The sequence below is a fragment of the Spirillospora sp. NPDC029432 genome (genome assembly GCF_040703975.1).
Taxonomy (GTDB): domain Bacteria; phylum Actinomycetota; class Actinomycetes; order Streptosporangiales; family Streptosporangiaceae; genus Spirillospora.
The window spans coordinates 168,427-184,686 of record NZ_JBEZWH010000007.1 but is presented as its reverse complement, the minus strand read 5'-3'; the positions used below and the strand labels follow the sequence as shown (position 1 = coordinate 184,686).

General features: G+C 72.5%; 16 protein-coding genes and 1 riboswitch. Of the genes, 5 read left to right on the top strand and 11 right to left on the bottom strand.

Annotated features, from left to right (window positions below; all coding sequences use genetic code 11):
• Window positions 1-50 precede the first annotated feature (50 nt).
• From AB0881_RS08305 to AB0881_RS08295, 3 genes are all read right to left on the bottom strand, one after another.
• The gene (locus tag AB0881_RS08305; protein WP_366615321.1) at window positions 51-605 is read right to left on the bottom strand and encodes a copper resistance CopC family protein; all 555 of its coding nucleotides are present in this window, start codon (window positions 603-605) and stop codon (window positions 51-53) included.
• Window positions 602-1,297, bottom strand: coding sequence for a YcnI family protein (locus tag AB0881_RS08300; RefSeq protein ID WP_366615319.1), 696 nt, complete (start codon window positions 1,295-1,297; stop codon window positions 602-604). The genes AB0881_RS08305 and AB0881_RS08300 overlap by 4 nt, the downstream gene beginning before the upstream one ends.
• Before the next feature lie 129 nt (window positions 1,298-1,426).
• Window positions 1,427-2,035: a hypothetical protein gene (locus AB0881_RS08295; RefSeq protein WP_366615318.1), complete on the bottom strand. Its 609-nt coding sequence runs from the start codon at window positions 2,033-2,035 to the stop codon at window positions 1,427-1,429.
• 104 nt (window positions 2,036-2,139) lie between these two features.
• Window positions 2,140-2,409, top strand: a riboswitch (cobalamin riboswitch).
• A 90-nt stretch (window positions 2,410-2,499) separates the two neighbouring features.
• On the opposite strand from AB0881_RS08295, the gene AB0881_RS08290 reads away from it, so the two are divergent.
• Both AB0881_RS08290 and AB0881_RS08285 read left to right on the top strand, forming a co-directional pair.
• Complete coding sequence (locus AB0881_RS08290; protein ID WP_366615317.1) at window positions 2,500-4,788, top strand: ribonucleoside-diphosphate reductase subunit alpha; 2,289 nt, start codon at window positions 2,500-2,502, stop codon at window positions 4,786-4,788.
• Window positions 4,779-5,783: a ribonucleotide-diphosphate reductase subunit beta gene (locus tag AB0881_RS08285; RefSeq protein WP_366615315.1), complete on the top strand. Its 1,005-nt coding sequence runs from the start codon at window positions 4,779-4,781 to the stop codon at window positions 5,781-5,783. Before AB0881_RS08290 ends, AB0881_RS08285 begins: the two co-directional genes overlap by 10 nt.
• A gap of 60 nt (window positions 5,784-5,843) precedes the next feature.
• On the opposite strand, the gene AB0881_RS08280 is transcribed toward AB0881_RS08285, so the two are convergent.
• The 5 genes from AB0881_RS08280 to AB0881_RS08260 form a co-directional block, all read right to left on the bottom strand.
• Window positions 5,844-7,097, bottom strand: a complete 1,254-nt coding sequence (locus AB0881_RS08280) for a hypothetical protein (RefSeq protein WP_366615313.1) — start codon at window positions 7,095-7,097, stop codon at window positions 5,844-5,846.
• A gap of 26 nt (window positions 7,098-7,123) precedes the next feature.
• The gene (locus AB0881_RS08275; RefSeq protein ID WP_366615312.1) at window positions 7,124-7,495 is read right to left on the bottom strand and encodes a PH domain-containing protein; all 372 of its coding nucleotides are present in this window, start codon (window positions 7,493-7,495) and stop codon (window positions 7,124-7,126) included.
• 88 nt (window positions 7,496-7,583) lie between these two features.
• The gene (locus AB0881_RS08270) at window positions 7,584-8,129 is read right to left on the bottom strand and encodes a Clp protease N-terminal domain-containing protein (RefSeq protein ID WP_366615311.1); all 546 of its coding nucleotides are present in this window, start codon (window positions 8,127-8,129) and stop codon (window positions 7,584-7,586) included.
• Between the two features lie 2 nt (window positions 8,130-8,131).
• The gene (locus AB0881_RS08265; protein ID WP_366615310.1) at window positions 8,132-8,353 is read right to left on the bottom strand and encodes a helix-turn-helix domain-containing protein; all 222 of its coding nucleotides are present in this window, start codon (window positions 8,351-8,353) and stop codon (window positions 8,132-8,134) included.
• 54 nt (window positions 8,354-8,407) lie between these two features.
• Window positions 8,408-9,547 carry an NAD(P)/FAD-dependent oxidoreductase gene (locus AB0881_RS08260; RefSeq protein ID WP_366615309.1) on the bottom strand — a complete coding sequence of 380 codons (1,140 nt, stop codon included), beginning with the start codon at window positions 9,545-9,547 and terminating at the stop codon, window positions 8,408-8,410.
• A 59-nt stretch (window positions 9,548-9,606) separates the two neighbouring features.
• On the opposite strand from AB0881_RS08260, the gene AB0881_RS08255 reads away from it, so the two are divergent.
• The 3 genes from AB0881_RS08255 (at window position 9,607) to AB0881_RS08245 (ending at window position 13,882) form a co-directional block, all read left to right on the top strand.
• Window positions 9,607-10,200, top strand: a complete 594-nt coding sequence (locus AB0881_RS08255; protein WP_366615308.1) for a TetR family transcriptional regulator — start codon at window positions 9,607-9,609, stop codon at window positions 10,198-10,200.
• 82 nt (window positions 10,201-10,282) lie between these two features.
• Window positions 10,283-12,541, top strand: coding sequence for an excinuclease ABC subunit UvrA (locus AB0881_RS08250; protein ID WP_366615306.1), 2,259 nt, complete (start codon window positions 10,283-10,285; stop codon window positions 12,539-12,541).
• A gap of 114 nt (window positions 12,542-12,655) precedes the next feature.
• On the top strand, window positions 12,656-13,882 hold the full coding sequence (locus AB0881_RS08245) for an amidohydrolase (protein WP_366615304.1): 1,227 nt from the start codon (window positions 12,656-12,658) through the stop codon (window positions 13,880-13,882).
• A 14-nt stretch (window positions 13,883-13,896) separates the two neighbouring features.
• On the opposite strand, the gene AB0881_RS08240 is transcribed toward AB0881_RS08245, so the two are convergent.
• The 3 genes from AB0881_RS08240 to AB0881_RS08230 all read right to left on the bottom strand — a co-directional run bounded on the left by AB0881_RS08240 (window position 13,897) and on the right by AB0881_RS08230 (window position 16,199).
• On the bottom strand, window positions 13,897-15,276 hold the full coding sequence (locus tag AB0881_RS08240) for a hypothetical protein (protein ID WP_366615302.1): 1,380 nt from the start codon (window positions 15,274-15,276) through the stop codon (window positions 13,897-13,899).
• Window positions 15,277-15,378: 102 nt separating this feature from the next.
• Window positions 15,379-15,501 carry a hypothetical protein gene (locus tag AB0881_RS08235; protein ID WP_366615300.1) on the bottom strand — a complete coding sequence of 41 codons (123 nt, stop codon included), beginning with the start codon at window positions 15,499-15,501 and terminating at the stop codon, window positions 15,379-15,381.
• 29 nt (window positions 15,502-15,530) lie between these two features.
• Window positions 15,531-16,199, bottom strand: coding sequence for a DsbA family oxidoreductase (locus AB0881_RS08230; protein WP_366615299.1), 669 nt, complete (start codon window positions 16,197-16,199; stop codon window positions 15,531-15,533).
• Between the last annotated feature and the right edge of the window lie 61 nt (window positions 16,200-16,260).

Sequence of the window (16,260 nt, the reverse complement as noted above, 5' to 3'; positions counted from 1 at the left end):
AGCACTGCCGGCACTGCCGGGTCGGTGCTCGGGCCCGCCGCCCGCCGGCGTCAGTCCTCGCCGGGACGCCGCGCCCAGAACACGCCGCCGGCGATGACGACGATGACCAGGGCGGCCACCCCGATCCACAGCCAGCCGGACGAGGAGCCGCTCTCCTCCTGGCTCGCGGCCTGCGTGGTGGCGGTCGCGGACGGCGCGGGCGCGGCCGGGGCCGCGGACGCCGAAGCCGACGCCGACGAGTCCGGGGATCCCTTCACGGAGAACTTGAAGCTGCCGGAGATCGGGTGGCCGTCGCTGGAGACGACGCGCCAGCCGACGGTGTACTCGCCGTTCGGGAGCGTCCCCTCGACCGCCTGGGTGACCTTGTTGTCGACGGCCCGCGCCTCCCCGGCGCCGTGCTTCGCGCCGTCGGGCCCGGTCAGGACGATCTGCGGGACGCGGACGGTGCCGGTGAAGGTCAGCTCGATCTCCGGCGGCGACACGATCTCGGCGCCCTTCTCCGGATTGGAGGACTTCAGCGCGTCGTGCGCCCAGGCGGGCGCGGCGCCGAGCCCGAGCACCGCCGCGACCAGGGCGATCGCCAGGGTGATCCTGCGGAACCTCATGCTTGCCTCCTTGCGCGGGTGAGGCCGAGACCGCCGACGCCGATCCCGATCACTCCGGCGGCCAGGCCCAGGCCGCCGAGCAGCCGGGCCGTGCCGTCGTCGGCCGGGGACGCGGTCGCCGCGGGCTTCGCGCCGTTCGCGGCGACCGGCTCGGCCGCGGCCTTCGGAGTCAGTTTGAGGGACGGAGCGGGGTGCTCGGGTTCGTTGGAGCCGTCCCCGGGGTCCTGGTCCCACTTCACGACCTCGTCGTTGGAGTAGGTCTGCTCGGCCTTGAAGAGGACCCGGTCGGCGTTCGCCGGCAGCGGCCCCATCGAGACGTCGAACTCCTCGAATTGCCCGGCCGCTATCTCCCCGCCGGTCCAGATGATCTTCGAGACGTACTCGGTGAGCTCGCCGCCCTCGATCTTGACGGGCTCGGGCAGCTTGGCGCGCTCGACCTCGACCTTCCAGCCGGGCACGGGCCGTACCGACACGTGCTCGATCACGGGATCGGACGGCATCTCGATCACGAGCTTGGTCGTCCGCGCGTTGTCGCGCTCGTTCGGTACCCGGAAGGCGACCTTGGTGTACGAGCCCTGCTCGGCGGTACGGGGGTTGGCGGTGACGTGGGCCGACGCGCCGGTGGCCAGACCGGCGAGGGTGACGGCGGCCAGCGCGGTGACGGCGGCTGATCTGCGGATATGCCGTGACATGCCATGAGGAATGCGACGGGACATGGGAATCTCCGTTCGAGGCGTACGGGTGAAGCCGGACGGGCCCGGGACGGGCGATCGGTCCGGTGACGTACGGCACTCGACGGCTCGCGGTACGAGCCCGGCGGCTCAGCAGGCGAGCGCGAGCGCCCTCGAACGGCGCGGCGGCCCGCGGCGGACGACCTCGTGCCGCAGGATCCGCCCGCACGGGCGGGCGGGGATGTCCTCCGCCGGGAGCGGCGCGGTGCGCGGCGGGGCGGCGGCAGGCTCGATCGCGATCAGTACCCGGGCCGGGGCCGTGGCGATCCGCCGGGCCAGCGACCAGGCCGCCCGCTCGCCGCGCCGCAGCCACCAGGCCGAGACGACCGCCGCCGCGACGTGCGCGAGCGTCATCGCCGTGCCCGATCCGCCGCCCCCGCCGGGGCCCGGCGCGACGGCGACCGTGTGGTGCCCTGCGGCGGTCGCGGTCGCGGCCGTGCATTCGGCGCTCGCGTACAGGCTGTGCAGCGCGAACTGGCCGCCCAGCAGCCCGCCGAGCAGGGTGGGCAGCGAGCGCTCGTGGCCCGCCAGCGCCTGCGTCACCGCGAGGACGCCGCCGAAGCCCGCCACGACCGCCCAGTACGGGATGGCCGCGGTGGACGTGAGCGAGTGCCCGAGGGTCGCCAGCGTCACGCAGACGGTGGTGAAGACCACCGCCCGCGAGGTACGGAAGAGGGGACGCGGCGGGTGCGGGGACATGGCGGGAACATCGTCCCACCCCCGGCCGGTGATCTCTACACACCCCCCGAGATCGGTATGGCGCCCCAACATCTAGTGTTGTCGCAATCGGTCCCCGCCAGATGTAGGGTCATGATCGTGCTGGTTCGCCCGCGCCGATCGCCGGTGCGGGCGTCGTAAGAGGGAACCCGGTGCGGTGCGGCCCGATGTCTCGGGCCGCCCAATTCCGGGACTGCCCCGCAGCGGTGAGCGGGAACGACCGCCGTCAGAGAGCACTGGCGCGCCGTGATGGCGCGCCGGGAAGCGACGGTCATTAGGTCGCGCGCTCCTTCCGGGAGGGAGGGGACGCGCGGTGCCCGCGAGTCCGAAGACCTGCCCGCACCGATGGACGTCCAGGCTTCGCGGGAGGCCGGTGGGCGCGCGGCGGCCTGCCGTGGCGTTCTCCTCCCCTGCCCGCGGGGCGATCTCAAGGGGAGAGAGAGTACGTGACACGGCAACTCACGGCGCCGCCGAACCCGTCCGGGGTGTCCGGCGACATCGGCGCCGCGATCGAGCGTGCCTGCGCCGGGCTGCCCGGCGCCGAGCCGGCGCCGCTGCTGGCGGCGGTACGGGGGGAGAGCGGGGAGGCGGCGCGGCGGGAGCGCGCCGTCGCCGAGGCGGCCGCGCTGGTGGCGGCCGAGCCCGCGTACTCCAGGGTCGCCGCCCGGCTGCTGGCCGTGAAGATCGCGGAGGAGACCGCGGCCGAGGGCGTGCTGACGTTCGCCGGCTCGGTGGCGGCCTCGCACCGCGAGGGCCTGCTGTCGGACGAGGCCGCCGCGTTCGTCGCCGCGCACGCCGCCGAGCTGGACGCGCTGATCGACGAGGGCGCCGACGAGCGTTTCGAGTATTTCGGCCTCCGCACCCTCTACGACCGCTACCTGCTCCGCCACCCGAGCACCCGCCGCGTGCTGGAGCGCCCGCAGTTCTTCCTCCTGCGCGTCGCGGCCGGCCTGTCCGACACCGTCGCCGAGGCGGCGGAGCTGTACGGGCTGCTCAGCACGCTGTCGTACCTGCCCAGCTCCCCGACGCTGTTCAACTCCGCGGCCCGCCGCCCGCAGCTGTCGTCGTGCTTCCTGCTGGACTCGCCGCGGGACGAGCTGGAGTCGATCTACGAGCGGTACGCGCAGGTCGCGCGGCTCAGCAAGTACGCGGGTGGCATCGGGATCTCGTGGTCGCGGGTCCGGTCGCGCGGCTCGCTGATCCGCGGCACCAACGGCCTGTCGAACGGGATCGTCCCGTGGCTGCGGACCCTGGACTCCTCCGTCGCCGCCGTCAACCAGGGCGGCCGCCGCAAGGGCGCAGCGTGCGTGTACCTGGAGCCCTGGCACGCCGACGTCGAGGAGTTCCTGGAGCTGCGCGACAACACCGGCGAGGACCAGCGCCGCACCCACAACCTCAACCTCGCGAACTGGATCCCGGACGAGTTCATGCGCCGGGTCGAGTCCGACGGGACCTGGTCGCTGTTCGATCCGAAGGAGGTGCCCGAGCTCACCGACCTGTGGGGCGAGGAGTTCGACGCCGCGTACCGCAAGGCCGAGGAGGACGGCCGGTACGTGCGCCAGGTCTCGGCCCGGCGCCTGTACGGCCGGATGATGCGGACCCTCGCGGAGACCGGCAACGGCTGGATGACGTTCAAGGACGCCGCCAACCGCGCCTGCAACCAGACGGCCACGCCGGGCCGCGTCGTCCACCTGTCCAACCTCTGCACGGAGATCCTGGAGGTGACGGGCGACACCGAGACGGCGGTGTGCAACCTCGGCTCGGTGAACCTGTCCGCCCACGTCGGCCCGGACGGGGTGGACTGGGCGCGGCTGCGCGCGACCGTCCGCACCGCCGTCCGGTTCCTGGACCGGACGATCGACCGCGGCTTCTACCCGACCGGCGAGGCCGCGGGCGCGAACCGGCGCTGGCGGCCGGTCGGGCTGGGCGTGATGGGCCTGGCGGACGTGTTCTTCAAGCTGCGGCTGCCGTTCGACTCCGCCGAGGCCCGCGCGCTCTCGACCCGGATCGCCGAGGAGATCGCGCTCGCGGCGTACGGCGCGTCCGCCGACCTGGCCGAGGAGCTGGGCCGGCTGCCCGAGTACGAGCACACCCGCACCGCCCGCGGGCGGCTCCACCTGGACCACTTCCCGGACGCGAGCCCGTCCCGCGCCGCCGAGTGGGACGCCCTGCGCGCCCGGATCGCCGAGGTCGGGCTGCGCAACTCGCTGCTGATCGCGATCGCGCCGACCGCGACGATCGCGTCCATCGCGGGCTGCTACGAGTGCATCGAGCCGCAGGTGTCCAACCTGTTCAAGCGCGAGACGCTGTCGGGCGAGTTCCTGCAGATCAACTCCTACCTGGTCGCGGACCTCAAGGCGCTGGGCCTGTGGACGCCGCAGGTCCGGGACGCGATCAAGCGCGCGAACGGATCCGTCCAGGGCCTGGTCGATCTCCCCGAGGAGCTGCGCGCCCTCTACCGGACGGCCTGGGAACTCCCCCAGAAGGCCCTGATCGACCTCGCGGCGGCGCGCACGCCGTACATCGACCAGAGCCAGTCGCTCAACCTGTTCATGGAGACGCCCACCATCGGCAAGCTCTCCTCGATGTACGCCTACGCGTGGCGCGCGGGTCTCAAGACGACCTACTACCTGCGTTCGCGGCCCGCGACGCGCATCGCGCAGACGACCGTCTCCCCTACGGAAGCGGTCATGTGCTCCCTCGAAAACCCAGAGACCTGCGAGGCATGCCAGTGAGCCTGCTGGACCCGGGCATGGACCTCACCCTCCGGCCCATGCGCTACCCCGACTTCTACGAGCGCTACCGCGCCGCCATCCGCAACACGTGGACGGTCGAGGAGGTCGATCTCGCCTCCGACCTGGCCGACCTCGCCCGCCTCACCCCGGCGGAACTGCACCTGGTCAACCGCCTGGTCGCGTTCTTCGCCACCGGCGACTCGATCGTGGCGAACAACCTCGTGCTGAACCTCTACAAGCACGTGAACGCGCCCGAGGCCCGCCTCTACCTGTCCAGGCAGCTGTTCGAGGAGGCCGTGCACGTCCAGTTCTACCTGACGCTGCTGGACACCTACCTGCCCGACAACGACGAGCGCGCCAAGGCGTTCGCGGCGATCGAGCACATCCCGTCCATCCGGGCGAAGGCGGAGTTCTGCTTCCGCTGGATCGACTCGCTCGGCGGGCTGGACGAGCTGCGCACGGCGGAGGACCGCCGCTCGTTCCTGCTCAACCTCATCTGCTTCGCCGCGTGCATCGAGGGCCTGTTCTTCTACGGCGCCTTCGCGTACGTCTACTGGCTCCGCTCCCGCGGCCTCCTGAACGGTCTCGCGTCCGGCACCAACTGGGTCTTCCGGGACGAGAGCATGCACATGGAGTTCGCGTTCTCGGTCGTGGACACCGTCCGCGAGGAGGAGCCGGAGCTGTTCGACGCCGCGATGACCGAGCAGGTCACCCGCATGATGGAGGAGGCCGTGGAGGCGGAGCTGGCCTTCGCCCGCGACCTCTGCGGCGACGGCCTGCCGGGGATGAGCGCCGGCGACATGCGCCGCTACCTGGAGTACGTCGCCGACCAGCGCCTCGCCCGGCTCGGCCTGCCGGTCCGGTACGGCTCGGCGAACCCGTTCTCGTTCATGGAGCTGCAGGACGTGCAGGAGCTGTCGAACTTCTTCGAGCGCCGCGTCTCCGCGTACCAGATCGGCGTGGAGGGCAGCGTCGCCTTCGACGAGGCCTTCTGACGGCCGCCCCCCGCCCGGAGGCCGCGTCCGCGCGAAGCGGCCGGCCTCCGGGCGCGGCGGTCAGGGCTCCAGGCCGGGCCGCCAGCAGAGTTCCGGCGGGATGCCCTCGGTGATGAAGTGGTCGGGGGCGAGCCGGGACTCCCATCCGGGACGCCAGCCGGGGTCCCGGCGCTCCATCTCCTCGCGCAGCACGTCGATCGGCTCCCTGGGCTCGTGGAAGTCCATGGTCTTCCGGCGCGCGACGGCGAAGCCCGTCCAGAACGGGGGCCGGTGATCGTAGGCGCGCTCGGCCGTCACCTCCCCGTCCCGCACGCGGACCCGGACGAACAGCCAGCGCCCGGACCGGTCGTCGCCCTCCTCCTCCCGCCAGGCGTCGAGGAGCTCGCCGAACGCCGGGTCCTTCCACTCCGTCCCGTCCCGGTCGCGCAGCGTGAACCGGCCGTTCCACCTGCCGGCGAGGGCGGCCCGGATCTCGGCATGGCCGTTCTCCCGCATCCACGCGGCGACGGCGCGCAGCGCCTCCCCCTCGGCCGGGACGGGGCGTTCCGCCTCTTCCGCCAGGCACATGGCCCGCCCGACGAGGTCGCTCTGCCAGCCCTCGTGCTGGGCGAACACGCGGCGCTCGGCGGGCTCGCCGTTCCCGGCCGGGACCTCGGGCCACCGGGATCCCGGCGCCACTCCGGCCCACTCCGCGACCGCCAGCGCGCCCTCAAGGGCGAAACCCGCGTCGGCGTCGAAGAAGCTTGCCGTGCCGGCGACCGCTTCGGGGTCCAGGGCGCGGATCAGCGCCTCCAGCACGTCACGGTCCACCGTCCGGGCGCGGGCGGCGGCGAGCACCGCGTCGTACGCCGCTTGCGCGGCCCTCTCGTCCGCTGCGTGCTCCATGAAGTTCTCGTGGAACTGGAAATAGCCGCGGAGCTCGTCCCCGAACCCGTCGTCCATGCCGTCCGGGTATGCGGTGCGCCCCCAGGACTCGCCGTCCCACCAGTGCACGAACGCGAGGATCTGCTCTTCGCGGATCAGCTCGACGAGCCGTTCCCACGGCAGCCACGCCGGGCCTCCCGCCAGCAGGTCGATGGGCAGAACCTGGTGGCGGGTCCGGCTGTAGTCGACGTCGTGGCCGTAGACGACCGCCCGGCCGCCCTCGATCCGCGTCATCCCCCACCAGCCGTTTCCGGCGTCGTCGAGGCTCCGGATCCCGCCGCCGGCCGGCTCGTACCGGCCGAGGCCCGGGACGAGCGCGCTCAGGACGGCGCGCGCCGCCAGTTCCGTCCACGTCCCGTCGGCGTCCGGCCGGGTGATCTCGTTCGTCATGGCGCCGTCCTACCACCGGGCGGGGGTCAGCGGGCGATGAAGTCGGTGATCACGTTGTGCACGTGGTGCGTCTTCTCCTCGCCGCGGAACTCGACCTCGTAGATCTGCGTCCCCACGTGGATCGCGATCGCGCCGCTGGAGAAGAACGACCCGGCCCACGACTTGTTGCTGACCACGCTGACCGAGCTGATCCTCGAGTAGGGGATGCTGGTGATCGCGACCCGCTTGCCCACGAACGACGTGTCCTGGACGATCACCCGCCGGTTGGTCAGGCCGATGAAGCCCGTCCCGGTCCCCACCGCGTCGTACACGGCGATGATCTGCTCGCCCGGCAGCAGCCCGCTCTCGATCTGCTTGAGCTGGCCCGACCTGTCGTGCGGAATCCCGCTACGTCCCACTTGGCCTCCCCGTATGCCGTTTACGGTTACGACGGGCGGGACGTACCGTCCGGTTCCGGGCACCGGGCGAACGCTGGGAGGGGCCGGGTCAGGCGGCCTGCTGCCAGTGGCGCAGGCCGGTCCAGATGCGGCACAGGTCGGCGTCCTGCCGGTGGAGGATCCGGACGGCCGTGCTGGAGCCGTCGGCGAGCAGGCCCCAGATGAGGTCGCCGGGCTCGGCCAGCGGGCGGCGGCCCCGGCGGGCCGACCACAGGGCGACCTCGATCGCCTTGCGGCCGCCCTCGTCCAGCCGGATCCGCACCGCCGGGCCGGTGAGGGTGACGCGCAGCGGGAGTACGGGGGAGCGGTCGAGCCGCCACAGGGCCGGGTCGTCCGGACGCGCGGACGTGGCGGCGGCGGCACGGCGGCGGACCTCGTCCAGGTCGATGCCGAGGGTGGCGAGCAGTTCCCGGTCGCGGCCGGGGGAGGCGCCGAGCTCGTCCCGTACGGCGCCGGGGTCGAGGCCGAGGAGCGGTTCTTCGGCCAGCGCCCACAGCAGGCAGCCGGTGCCGAGCGTCTCCTGGCCGGATTCCGCCGCGAAGCGGGCGGCCCGGACGATCGTGTCGCGTGCGGTGGGCGAGAACCTTGCGAGCATCGTCACTCCGATCCGATCCGCCGGGCGTGCTTCTTGTGCACGGACTGCCGCCGTACGCCGAGGGAACGGGCGATCGCCTCCCACGACCAGCCCTGGGCGCGCGCGTTGGCCACGTGCAGGGTCTCCAGCTCGTCCACGAGCCTGCGCAGGGCCGCCACCGCGGCCAGGCCGGTCGCCGGGTCGCGGCTGTCCACGTCCGCCGCCAGCTCCGTCATGGATGTCATGGTGTCAGCCTAGGCTGACATCCCCAGTTTGTCACCCTAGGCTGACAGGCGTCTTCAGCGGCGGGTGAGGTAGTCGCTGATCTGCTTGATCCAGTACGTGTAGTAGCGGCTGAGGAACGCCTCGGGGAGCAGGCGGGACAGCCAGGGCCGGTACTTGTTGATGTCCTCGGTGCCCGCGTGCCGGGCGACGATGCCCGCCTTCTTCGACCGGGTGCGCTCGTAGCCGCGCAGGACGTCCGGCAGCATGTCCGGCAGCGCGCCCGTGCCGCGGCGGAGGTCGTGGGCCAGCAGCCAGGCGTCCTCCAGCGCCTGGTTGGCGCCCTGCGCCCGGGTCGGCGGCATGCTGTGCGCCGCGTCCCCGACCAGCGTGATCGGTCCGGCGCCCCAGACGCGCGGGACGCGGTGCCGGAAATGCGGGAAGAATTCGAGGTCGTCCTCGTCCGCCATCGCGAGCACGTCGCGCGCCGGCGAGGCCCAGTGCCCGAACCGCCGCCGCAGGACGTCCAGGGGCGCGTCCGGCATCGGCTCGGCGGGCGACCAGCGCACGTCGAACCACCATTGCAGCAGGCCCTCGCCCGCCGGCATGAGACCGCACATGCCCTCCGGTCCCACGATCATCATGCCGCGGCGGGAGGAGGCGACCTCGATCGGGATCCGGCTGAGGCCCTGCCAGGTGGCCCATCCGCTCGGCGTGGCCGGGTCGGCGCCCCACACGTGGTCGCGCACGGCGGAGCCGCGGCCGTCGGCGCCGATCAGCAGGTCGCCCTCGGCGGTGGTGCCGTCGGCGAACTTCACCAGCACGCCGTCGCCGTCCTCGACGACGCCCGTGCAGGCGCGGTCGAACTCGATCAGCCCGGACGGCGGCCCGGCGGCGAGCCGCTCGATGATCCGCCGGCGCGGCAGCGAGATGTTCGGGTGGCCCAGCACGCTCGCGGACCGGCCGACGTCGATGTCCACCAGGTGCCGCCCGTCGTAGGTGCACTGCCGCAGGACGTCGACCGGCGCGCCGACCCCGTCCAGGGACACGCCGAGGTCGGCCAGGATGCCGGTTCCGTTGCTCCACAGGGTCAGCGCGGCGCCGGTCGTGCGGAGCCCGCCGGCGCGCTCGAACACGCTGACCTGGTGCCCGTCCGCGTGCAGGGCCCGCGCGGCCGCCAGGCCGCCCACACCAGCACCGATGATCAGGACTTTCATCGTCCGCCCTCCTTGTCACTACGATAATAGTACTATCAGAGTCGTACTAATCTGGAGGGGTGCCTCCTTCGCCGAACCTCCAGCGCCGGCGCGCGCTGGCCGACGCCGCCGTCGAGGTGCTGGGCACCTCGGGGATCCACGGGCTGAGCCATCGCGCGGTGGACGTCCAGGCCGGCCTGCCGCCCGGGACGACGTCCAACTACTTCCGCAACCGCGACGCCCTCCTGGAGGCGGCGGCCCGGCGCGCGATGGAGCTGCACCAGGCCGACATGGTCGCGACGCAGGGGCCCGAGGGCGCGGTGGCCGACCAGGAGCGGATGGTCGAGCTGATCGCCGCCTCGCTGTACCGGGCGGCGACCGAGCACCGCGTCCGCTACCTGGCGATCTACGAGCTGACCATGGAGTCCACCCGCCGGCCGGCGCTCCGCCGCGCGCTGGCCGGCATCGCGGGCGGCGCGCACGACTTCACCGTCGAGCACCACCGCGACCTGGACCTGGCGACGACCCGCGAGCAGGTCGGCATGCTCATCACCCTGTACGGCGGGGCGCTGTTCACCCTGGTGACGGCCCCGGAGCGCGAGCTCACCCCGGAGTCCGTCCGGCCGATCGCCCGGGCCGTCGTCGTCGGGGGGACGGCCGGGGCGCGAGCGTAGCGAACGCCCGCGGCGGCACCGGACCCGGCAAAACTTTGTACGCTGTACGTAATAGAGTGCGGCGAACATGAGGGAGCGTCCGATGCATCCGGCCGACGGCCACAGCGCGATCCAGGTACGCGGAGCCCGCGAGAACAACCTGGCCGACGTCTCGCTCGACCTGCCCAAGCGGCGGCTCACCGTCTTCACCGGGGTGTCCGGCTCCGGCAAGTCGTCCCTGATCTTCGGGACGATCGCGGCCGAGTCGCAGCGGCTGATCAACGAGACGTACACCGCGTTCCTGCAGTCGTTCATGCCGAGCCTGGGCCGCCCCGACGTGGACGAGCTGCGCAACCTGAGCGCCGCCATCGTCGTCGACCAGGAGCGGATGGGCGCCAACTCCCGCTCCACGGTGGGGACGGCGACGGACGCGTACGCCATGCTGCGGATCGTGTTCAGCCGCCTCGGCGAGCCGCACATCGGCGGGGCCGGCGCGTTCAGCTTCAACCTGCCCGAGGGGATGTGCCCGGAATGCGAGGGCATGGGGCAGGTCTCGAAGATCGATGTCGATCGGCTGGTGGACCGCGAGCTGTCGCTGAACGAGGGTGCGATCACCGTTCCGAACTTCGCCGTCGGCTCCTGGTACTGGAAGGTCCTGGCGGGTTCCGGCTTCTACAGCCCGGACAAGAAGCTGAAGGACTTCACCGAGCGGGAATGGGAGGACTTCCTGTACAAGCCGGCCACCAAGGTGAAGTCGAGCACGGCCAACACCACCTATGAGGGGCTGGTCGTCAAGGTCCAGCGGATCTTCCTGGCCAAGGACCGCGAGTCGATGCAGCCGCACATCCGGGCGTTCGTCGACCGCGCCGTGGTGTTCGCCGACTGCCCGTCCTGCGGCGGCAGCCGCCTCAGCCAGGCCGCGCTGTCGTCCACCATCGACGGGACGAACATCGCGCAGTGCGCGGCGATGCAGATCAGCGACCTGGCCGGGTTCGCCGGCAAGCTGGACGCCCCCTCCGTCGCGCCGCTGCTCGGCAACCTGCGCGACCTGCTCGACTCGCTCGTCGAGATCGGGCTCGGCTACCTCAGCCTGGACCGGCCCGCGAGCACCCTGTCCGGCGGCGAGGCGCAGCGCGTGAAGATGGTGCGGCACCTCGGCTCCTCGCTCACCGACGTCACGTACGTCTTCGACGAGCCGACCGCCGGGCTGCACCCGCACGACATCCAGCGCATGAACGGCCTGCTCCGGCGGCTCCGCGACAAGGGCAACACGGTCCTGGTCGTGGAGCACAAGCCCGAGGTCATCGCCATCGCCGACCATGTCGTGGACCTCGGCCCGGGCGCCGGCGCCGCCGGCGGCCGGATCTGCTACCAGGGCGACGTGCCCGGCCTGCGCGCCTCCGGCACCCTCACCGGCCGGCACCTGGAGCACCGCGCCCGGCTGCGCGAGACACCGCGTACACCGCGCGGGGCCCTCTCCGTCAGGGGCGCGAACCTGCACAACCTCCGGAACGTGGACGTCGACATCCCGCTCGGCGTGCTGACCGTCGTCACCGGCGTCGCGGGCTCCGGGAAGAGCTCGCTGATCCACGGGTACGTCGCCGGGCGGGACGGCGTGGTCGTCGCGGACCAGTCGCCGATCCGCGGCTCCCGGCGGTCCAACCCCGCCACGTACACCGGGCTCCTGAACCCGATCCGGACCGCGTTCGCCAAGGCCAACGGGGTGAAGCCGGCCCTGTTCAGCGCCAACTCCGAGGGCGCCTGCCCCAACTGCAACGGCATCGGCCTCGTCTACACCGACCTGGCGATGATGGCGGGGGTCGCCTCGGTGTGCGAGGAGTGCGAGGGCAGGCGGTTCACGGCGAAGGTCCTGACGTACGAGCTGCGGGGCAAGAACATCGGCGAGGTCCTCGACATGTCGATCGCGGAGGCGCACGGGTTCTTCCCGTCCGGCCAGGCGCACACGATCCTCGGCCGCCTCCAGGACGTGGGCCTCGGCTACCTCCGGCTCGGCCAGCCGCTCAACACCCTGTCCGGCGGCGAGCGGCAGCGGATCAAGCTGGCGATCAACATGGCGGAGAAGGCCGCGACGTACGTGCTGGACGAGCCGACGACCGGGCTGCACATGGCCGACGTGGACCAGCTGCTCGCCCTCCTCGACCGGCTGGTGGACGGCGGCGACTCGGTGATCGTCATCGAGCACCACCAGGCCGTGATGGCGCACGCGGACTGGATCGTCGACCTCGGCCCCGGTGGCGGCCACGACGGCGGCCGGGTCGTCTTCACCGGCACTCCGGCCGACCTGGTGGCCCGCGGCGACTCCCTGACGGCCCACCACCTGCGCGAATACGTCAACGCCTGACCCTCGCGGGCGAGCGGCCCGGTTTGTCGAAGGCTTGGGGTGGGCTTGCCGTCACCGGGCGATAGGCAGGGAAGTATCCGGAATGTCGGCACTCGGTACCGGGAGGGAGCGTCCATGTCCAACGGCTCGTCGGTCCTCGCCGGGCTGGACGCGATCAGGCCGGGCCTCGAATCGCTCTACCGGGACCTGCACGCCCACCCCGAGCTCGGCCACCGGGAGACGCGCACCTCGGCCGAGGTCGCGCGGCGCCTGAAGGAGTGCGGCTACGAGGTCCACGACAAGGTCGGCGGCACCGGCGTGGTCGGCGTGCTCGCCGGCGGGAACGGCCCCACCGTGCTGGTCCGCGCCGACATGGACGCGCTGCCGGTCGAGGAGAAGACGGGCCTGCCGTACGCGAGCGCGACGCCGAAGGTGATGCACGCCTGCGGGCACGACATGCACGTGACCGCCCTCCTCGGCGCCGCGCGGCTGATGGCCGCGGCCAAGGAGCGGTGGAACGGGACGTTCGTCGCGCTGTTCCAGCCCGCCGAGGAACCCGGGGACGGCGCCGACGCCATGGTCGGGGACGGCCTGACGGAACGGATCCCGAAGCCGGACGTGTGCCTGGCGCAGCACGTGCTGCCGTACCCGGCGGGCACCGTCCTCACCCGGCCCGGAGCGGTGCTGTCGGCCGCCGACAACTACCGCGTCACCGTGCACGGGCGTTCGGCCCACGGGTCGGCGCCCCACCTGGGCGTCGACCCGGTCGTGCTCGCCTCGATGATCGTGGTGCGCCTCCAGTCGGTCGTGTCCCGCGAGATCGGCCCGCTGACCCCGGCGGTCCTCACCGTCGGCAGCATCCACGGCGGCTCGAATCCGAACAACATCCCCGAGTCGGCCGAGATCCAGATCAACGTCCGGACGTACGACGACGCCACCCGCGCGCACGTGAAGGACGCCATCGAACGCATCGCCACCGCCGAATGCGCCGCCTCGAACGCGCCGCAGCCGCCCGACATCGACCATTTCGGCAGTTTCCCGCCGACCGTCAACGACAGCGGGCCGACGGAGAAGGTCGCCGCCGCGTTCGCCGGCTTCTTCGGCGATCGCGCGGGCTCGCTGGACCTCCAGACGGCCAGCGAGGACTTCAGCCGGATCCCGAAGGCGTTCGGCGTCCCGTACACGTACTGGGCGTTCGGCGGCATCGACCCCGGCGCGTACGCGGAGGCGGCGAAGAAGGGGACCGTGGCCACCGACATCCCGTCCAACCACAGCTCCCGGTTCGCCCCGGTCGTCCAGCCCACCCTGGACACCGGCGTCCAGGCCGCCGTGGTCGCGGCGCTCGCCTGCCTCGCCGCCTGAGGGAACGGCCCGCGTCAGCGCTCTTTGTTCTTGTAGACCTTCGGCTCCTTCGACCTGCCGGGGAAGACGGCGAGGAGGTGGCGTTCGGCGGGCGCTTCCGAGGTCAGCGTCTCGCCCGCGTTCCGGCCGCGGACGTACACGCGGAGCCGGTACGGTCCCGGCCCGGCGGCGGTGACCACGGGCAGCCGCGCGGGATCGCTCATCGAGGAGATCCGGGTCGCGCCGTCCGCGCTGTCGAACCCGACCTCGGCGGCTCGCTCCCAGCCCTTGAGGTCGAGCGGCGGCGCCTTCCGGTACGCGCGTACGGTCAGGCACAGCCAGCCTTCCGTGCCGGTGAGGATCGTGGCACCGCGGCCCGCCGCGGCGACCAGCCCGTCGGCGTGCGCCGCGTCGAACGGCGCCCCCGCCCCCACCTGGTAGCTGCTGCTCTCACCGCCGGAGAAGACCAGCGTGGCCTGCCGTACGGGGCGCGGGCCCCGCGGGAGGCCGCGCCTGCAATGCGCTGTGGCCCGCGCCTCGTCCCGGTCGTACTCCGCCTTGAGAACGGCTGTTCTGCGCCTCTCCTCGCGATCCCGGGCCGCGACCGTCTCCGGGCACAGGTACGTGATCGCCGACAGGATCCTGTGCCCCCGGCTGCTCTGCCACACCTTTCCCTCGCCCCGGCAAGCGAGCCGCCCTTCCCTGAGCAACTGCCCGTCGGCGATCGGAGGCTCCTGGAAAGGGGGACCCTGCAACACGGGCGCCAGCCCGTACCGGGTGATGCCGCGCGATACGCAGAGGTAGGCGAGCTCCCGCTCGTCCCACGTCATGCGGGCCACTTCCCGGACGGCCGCCTCCCCGCGCGGCAGGTCGGGGAGGCGCGCGTTCCGGCACTCCTTCTCACCGGTCGCCACGATCCGCGTGCGCTCCTGGTCCGCCGCCGTCCCGAACAGCAGCACGACGGCCAGCACCGCCGCGCCGGCCGAGCGGTACGCGCGGGGACCGGGCCGGTACGTCGCCGCCAGGATCAGCGCGGCGGGCACCAGGCCGTACGCCCATTCCGCGATCCGCTGCCCGCCGAACTGGCCCAGCCAGACCCGGGAGCACGCCGTTCCGTGCCGCAGCAGGTCGTACCCGAACAGCAGCGGCTCGGCCGCGCACACCGCGCCGAGGACACCGGCCGCCGCCCACCCGACCGCGCGCCTACGGGTGGACAGCCACAGGAGGAACGCCGGCACGACGACCAGGAACGGGAGATCGCGCACGAGCGTGAATCCCGGCACGGACCACAGCTCTCCCCTGACGAACGAGCCGCAGTCAGAGGGGGCGCCGAACCCGAACGCGATACCCGCGCGCCGCCCGGGCTCCGCGAGCAGGGAGTCGATCGCGGCCAGCGCCGTGGGCGCGACGCTCACCGCGACCGCACCCGTCCACAACCACGTCTGCGCTCGCCGGCTCCGCTGGGACATGCCCTAGGACATTAGTGATCAACCACCGGAAAATCCGCCGATCCGCGGTCAGGACCCGTCGCCGGGAACGGCGCAGAAGCCGTCCTCGCAGACCCCCGCGCCGGTGTCGCCCACGATCGTGAACGGCGAGGCCACCGCGCCCTCGGGCTCCTCGATCGCCTCGCCTGCCATGCCTTCCGTGTCTTCCCGCTCGCCGCCGCTCACGCCGTGGCCTCCGTACGGTCCCCGGCCGCCTTCCGCAGCGCCTGCTCGAACACGGCCGGGTCCTGGGCGCCGGAGACGCCGTAGCGGGAGTCGATCACGTAGAACGGCACCCCGGAGATCCCGTACGTGCGGGCCTGGTCCATGTCGGCCTGGACGTCGGCGTCGTACGTCCCGGCCCGCAGCGCTTCGAGGACCTCCGCACGGTCGAGCCCGGCGTCCGCCGCGAGGTCCGCCAGCTCCTCGTCATGCCCCACGTGCCGGCCCTGCTCGAAATAGGCGCGGAAGAGGCGCTCCACCATTTCGAGCTGCAGGCCGCGCGCCTTCGCGAGGTGCAGCACCTGGTGCGCCTTCAGCGTCTTGGTGTGCCGGACGGAGTCGAAGTCGTACGCCAGCCCGGCATCGGCCGCGACCTGCGTCACCCTGTCGAGCATCTGCCGTACCTGCGCCGCCGGGATGCCCTTGTGCCCGGACAGGAACTCGACCTCGTCGCCCTCGAAGTCGACCGGAGTGTCGGGGGCCAGCTCGAAGGAGTGGTACTCGATCTCGACACCAGGCCCGCCGTCGGCGGCGTACCGGCGCAGCCCCTCCTCGAACTTCCGCTTGCCGATGAAGCACCAGGGGCAGGCGATGTCGGACCAGATGTCGACCTTGATGGCGTCACTCATGCCAGCACCAACCTCCGTCCCCCGACCGGCATTCCGCCCTCTCGCCCCACCGTTGTCCACA

Bases quoted from the DNA above. Each gene is read 5' to 3' on its own strand.
- AB0881_RS08265 (WP_366615310.1), bottom strand. From the start codon at position 8,353: ATGACATCCATGACGGAGCTGGCGGCGGACGTGGACAGCCGCGACCCG.
- AB0881_RS08270 (WP_366615311.1), bottom strand. From the start codon at position 8,129: ATGCTCGCAAGGTTCTCGCCCACCGCACGCGACACGATCGTCCGGGCC.
- AB0881_RS08305 (WP_366615321.1), bottom strand. From the start codon at position 605: ATGAGGTTCCGCAGGATCACCCTGGCGATCGCCCTGGTCGCGGCGGTG.
- AB0881_RS08245 (WP_366615304.1), top strand. From the start codon at position 12,656: ATGTCCAACGGCTCGTCGGTCCTCGCCGGGCTGGACGCGATCAGGCCG.
- AB0881_RS08235 (WP_366615300.1), bottom strand. From the start codon at position 15,501: ATGGCAGGCGAGGCGATCGAGGAGCCCGAGGGCGCGGTGGCCTCGCCG.
- AB0881_RS08285 (WP_366615315.1), top strand. From the start codon at position 4,779: ATGCCAGTGAGCCTGCTGGACCCGGGCATGGACCTCACCCTCCGGCCC.
- AB0881_RS08280 (WP_366615313.1), bottom strand. From the start codon at position 7,097: ATGACGAACGAGATCACCCGGCCGGACGCCGACGGGACGTGGACGGAA.
- AB0881_RS08260 (WP_366615309.1), bottom strand. From the start codon at position 9,547: ATGAAAGTCCTGATCATCGGTGCTGGTGTGGGCGGCCTGGCGGCCGCG.
- AB0881_RS08250 (WP_366615306.1), top strand. From the start codon at position 10,283: ATGCATCCGGCCGACGGCCACAGCGCGATCCAGGTACGCGGAGCCCGC.
- AB0881_RS08230 (WP_366615299.1), bottom strand. From the start codon at position 16,199: ATGAGTGACGCCATCAAGGTCGACATCTGGTCCGACATCGCCTGCCCC.
- AB0881_RS08295 (WP_366615318.1), bottom strand. From the start codon at position 2,035: ATGTCCCCGCACCCGCCGCGTCCCCTCTTCCGTACCTCGCGGGCGGTG.
- AB0881_RS08300 (WP_366615319.1), bottom strand. From the start codon at position 1,297: ATGTCACGGCATATCCGCAGATCAGCCGCCGTCACCGCGCTGGCCGCC.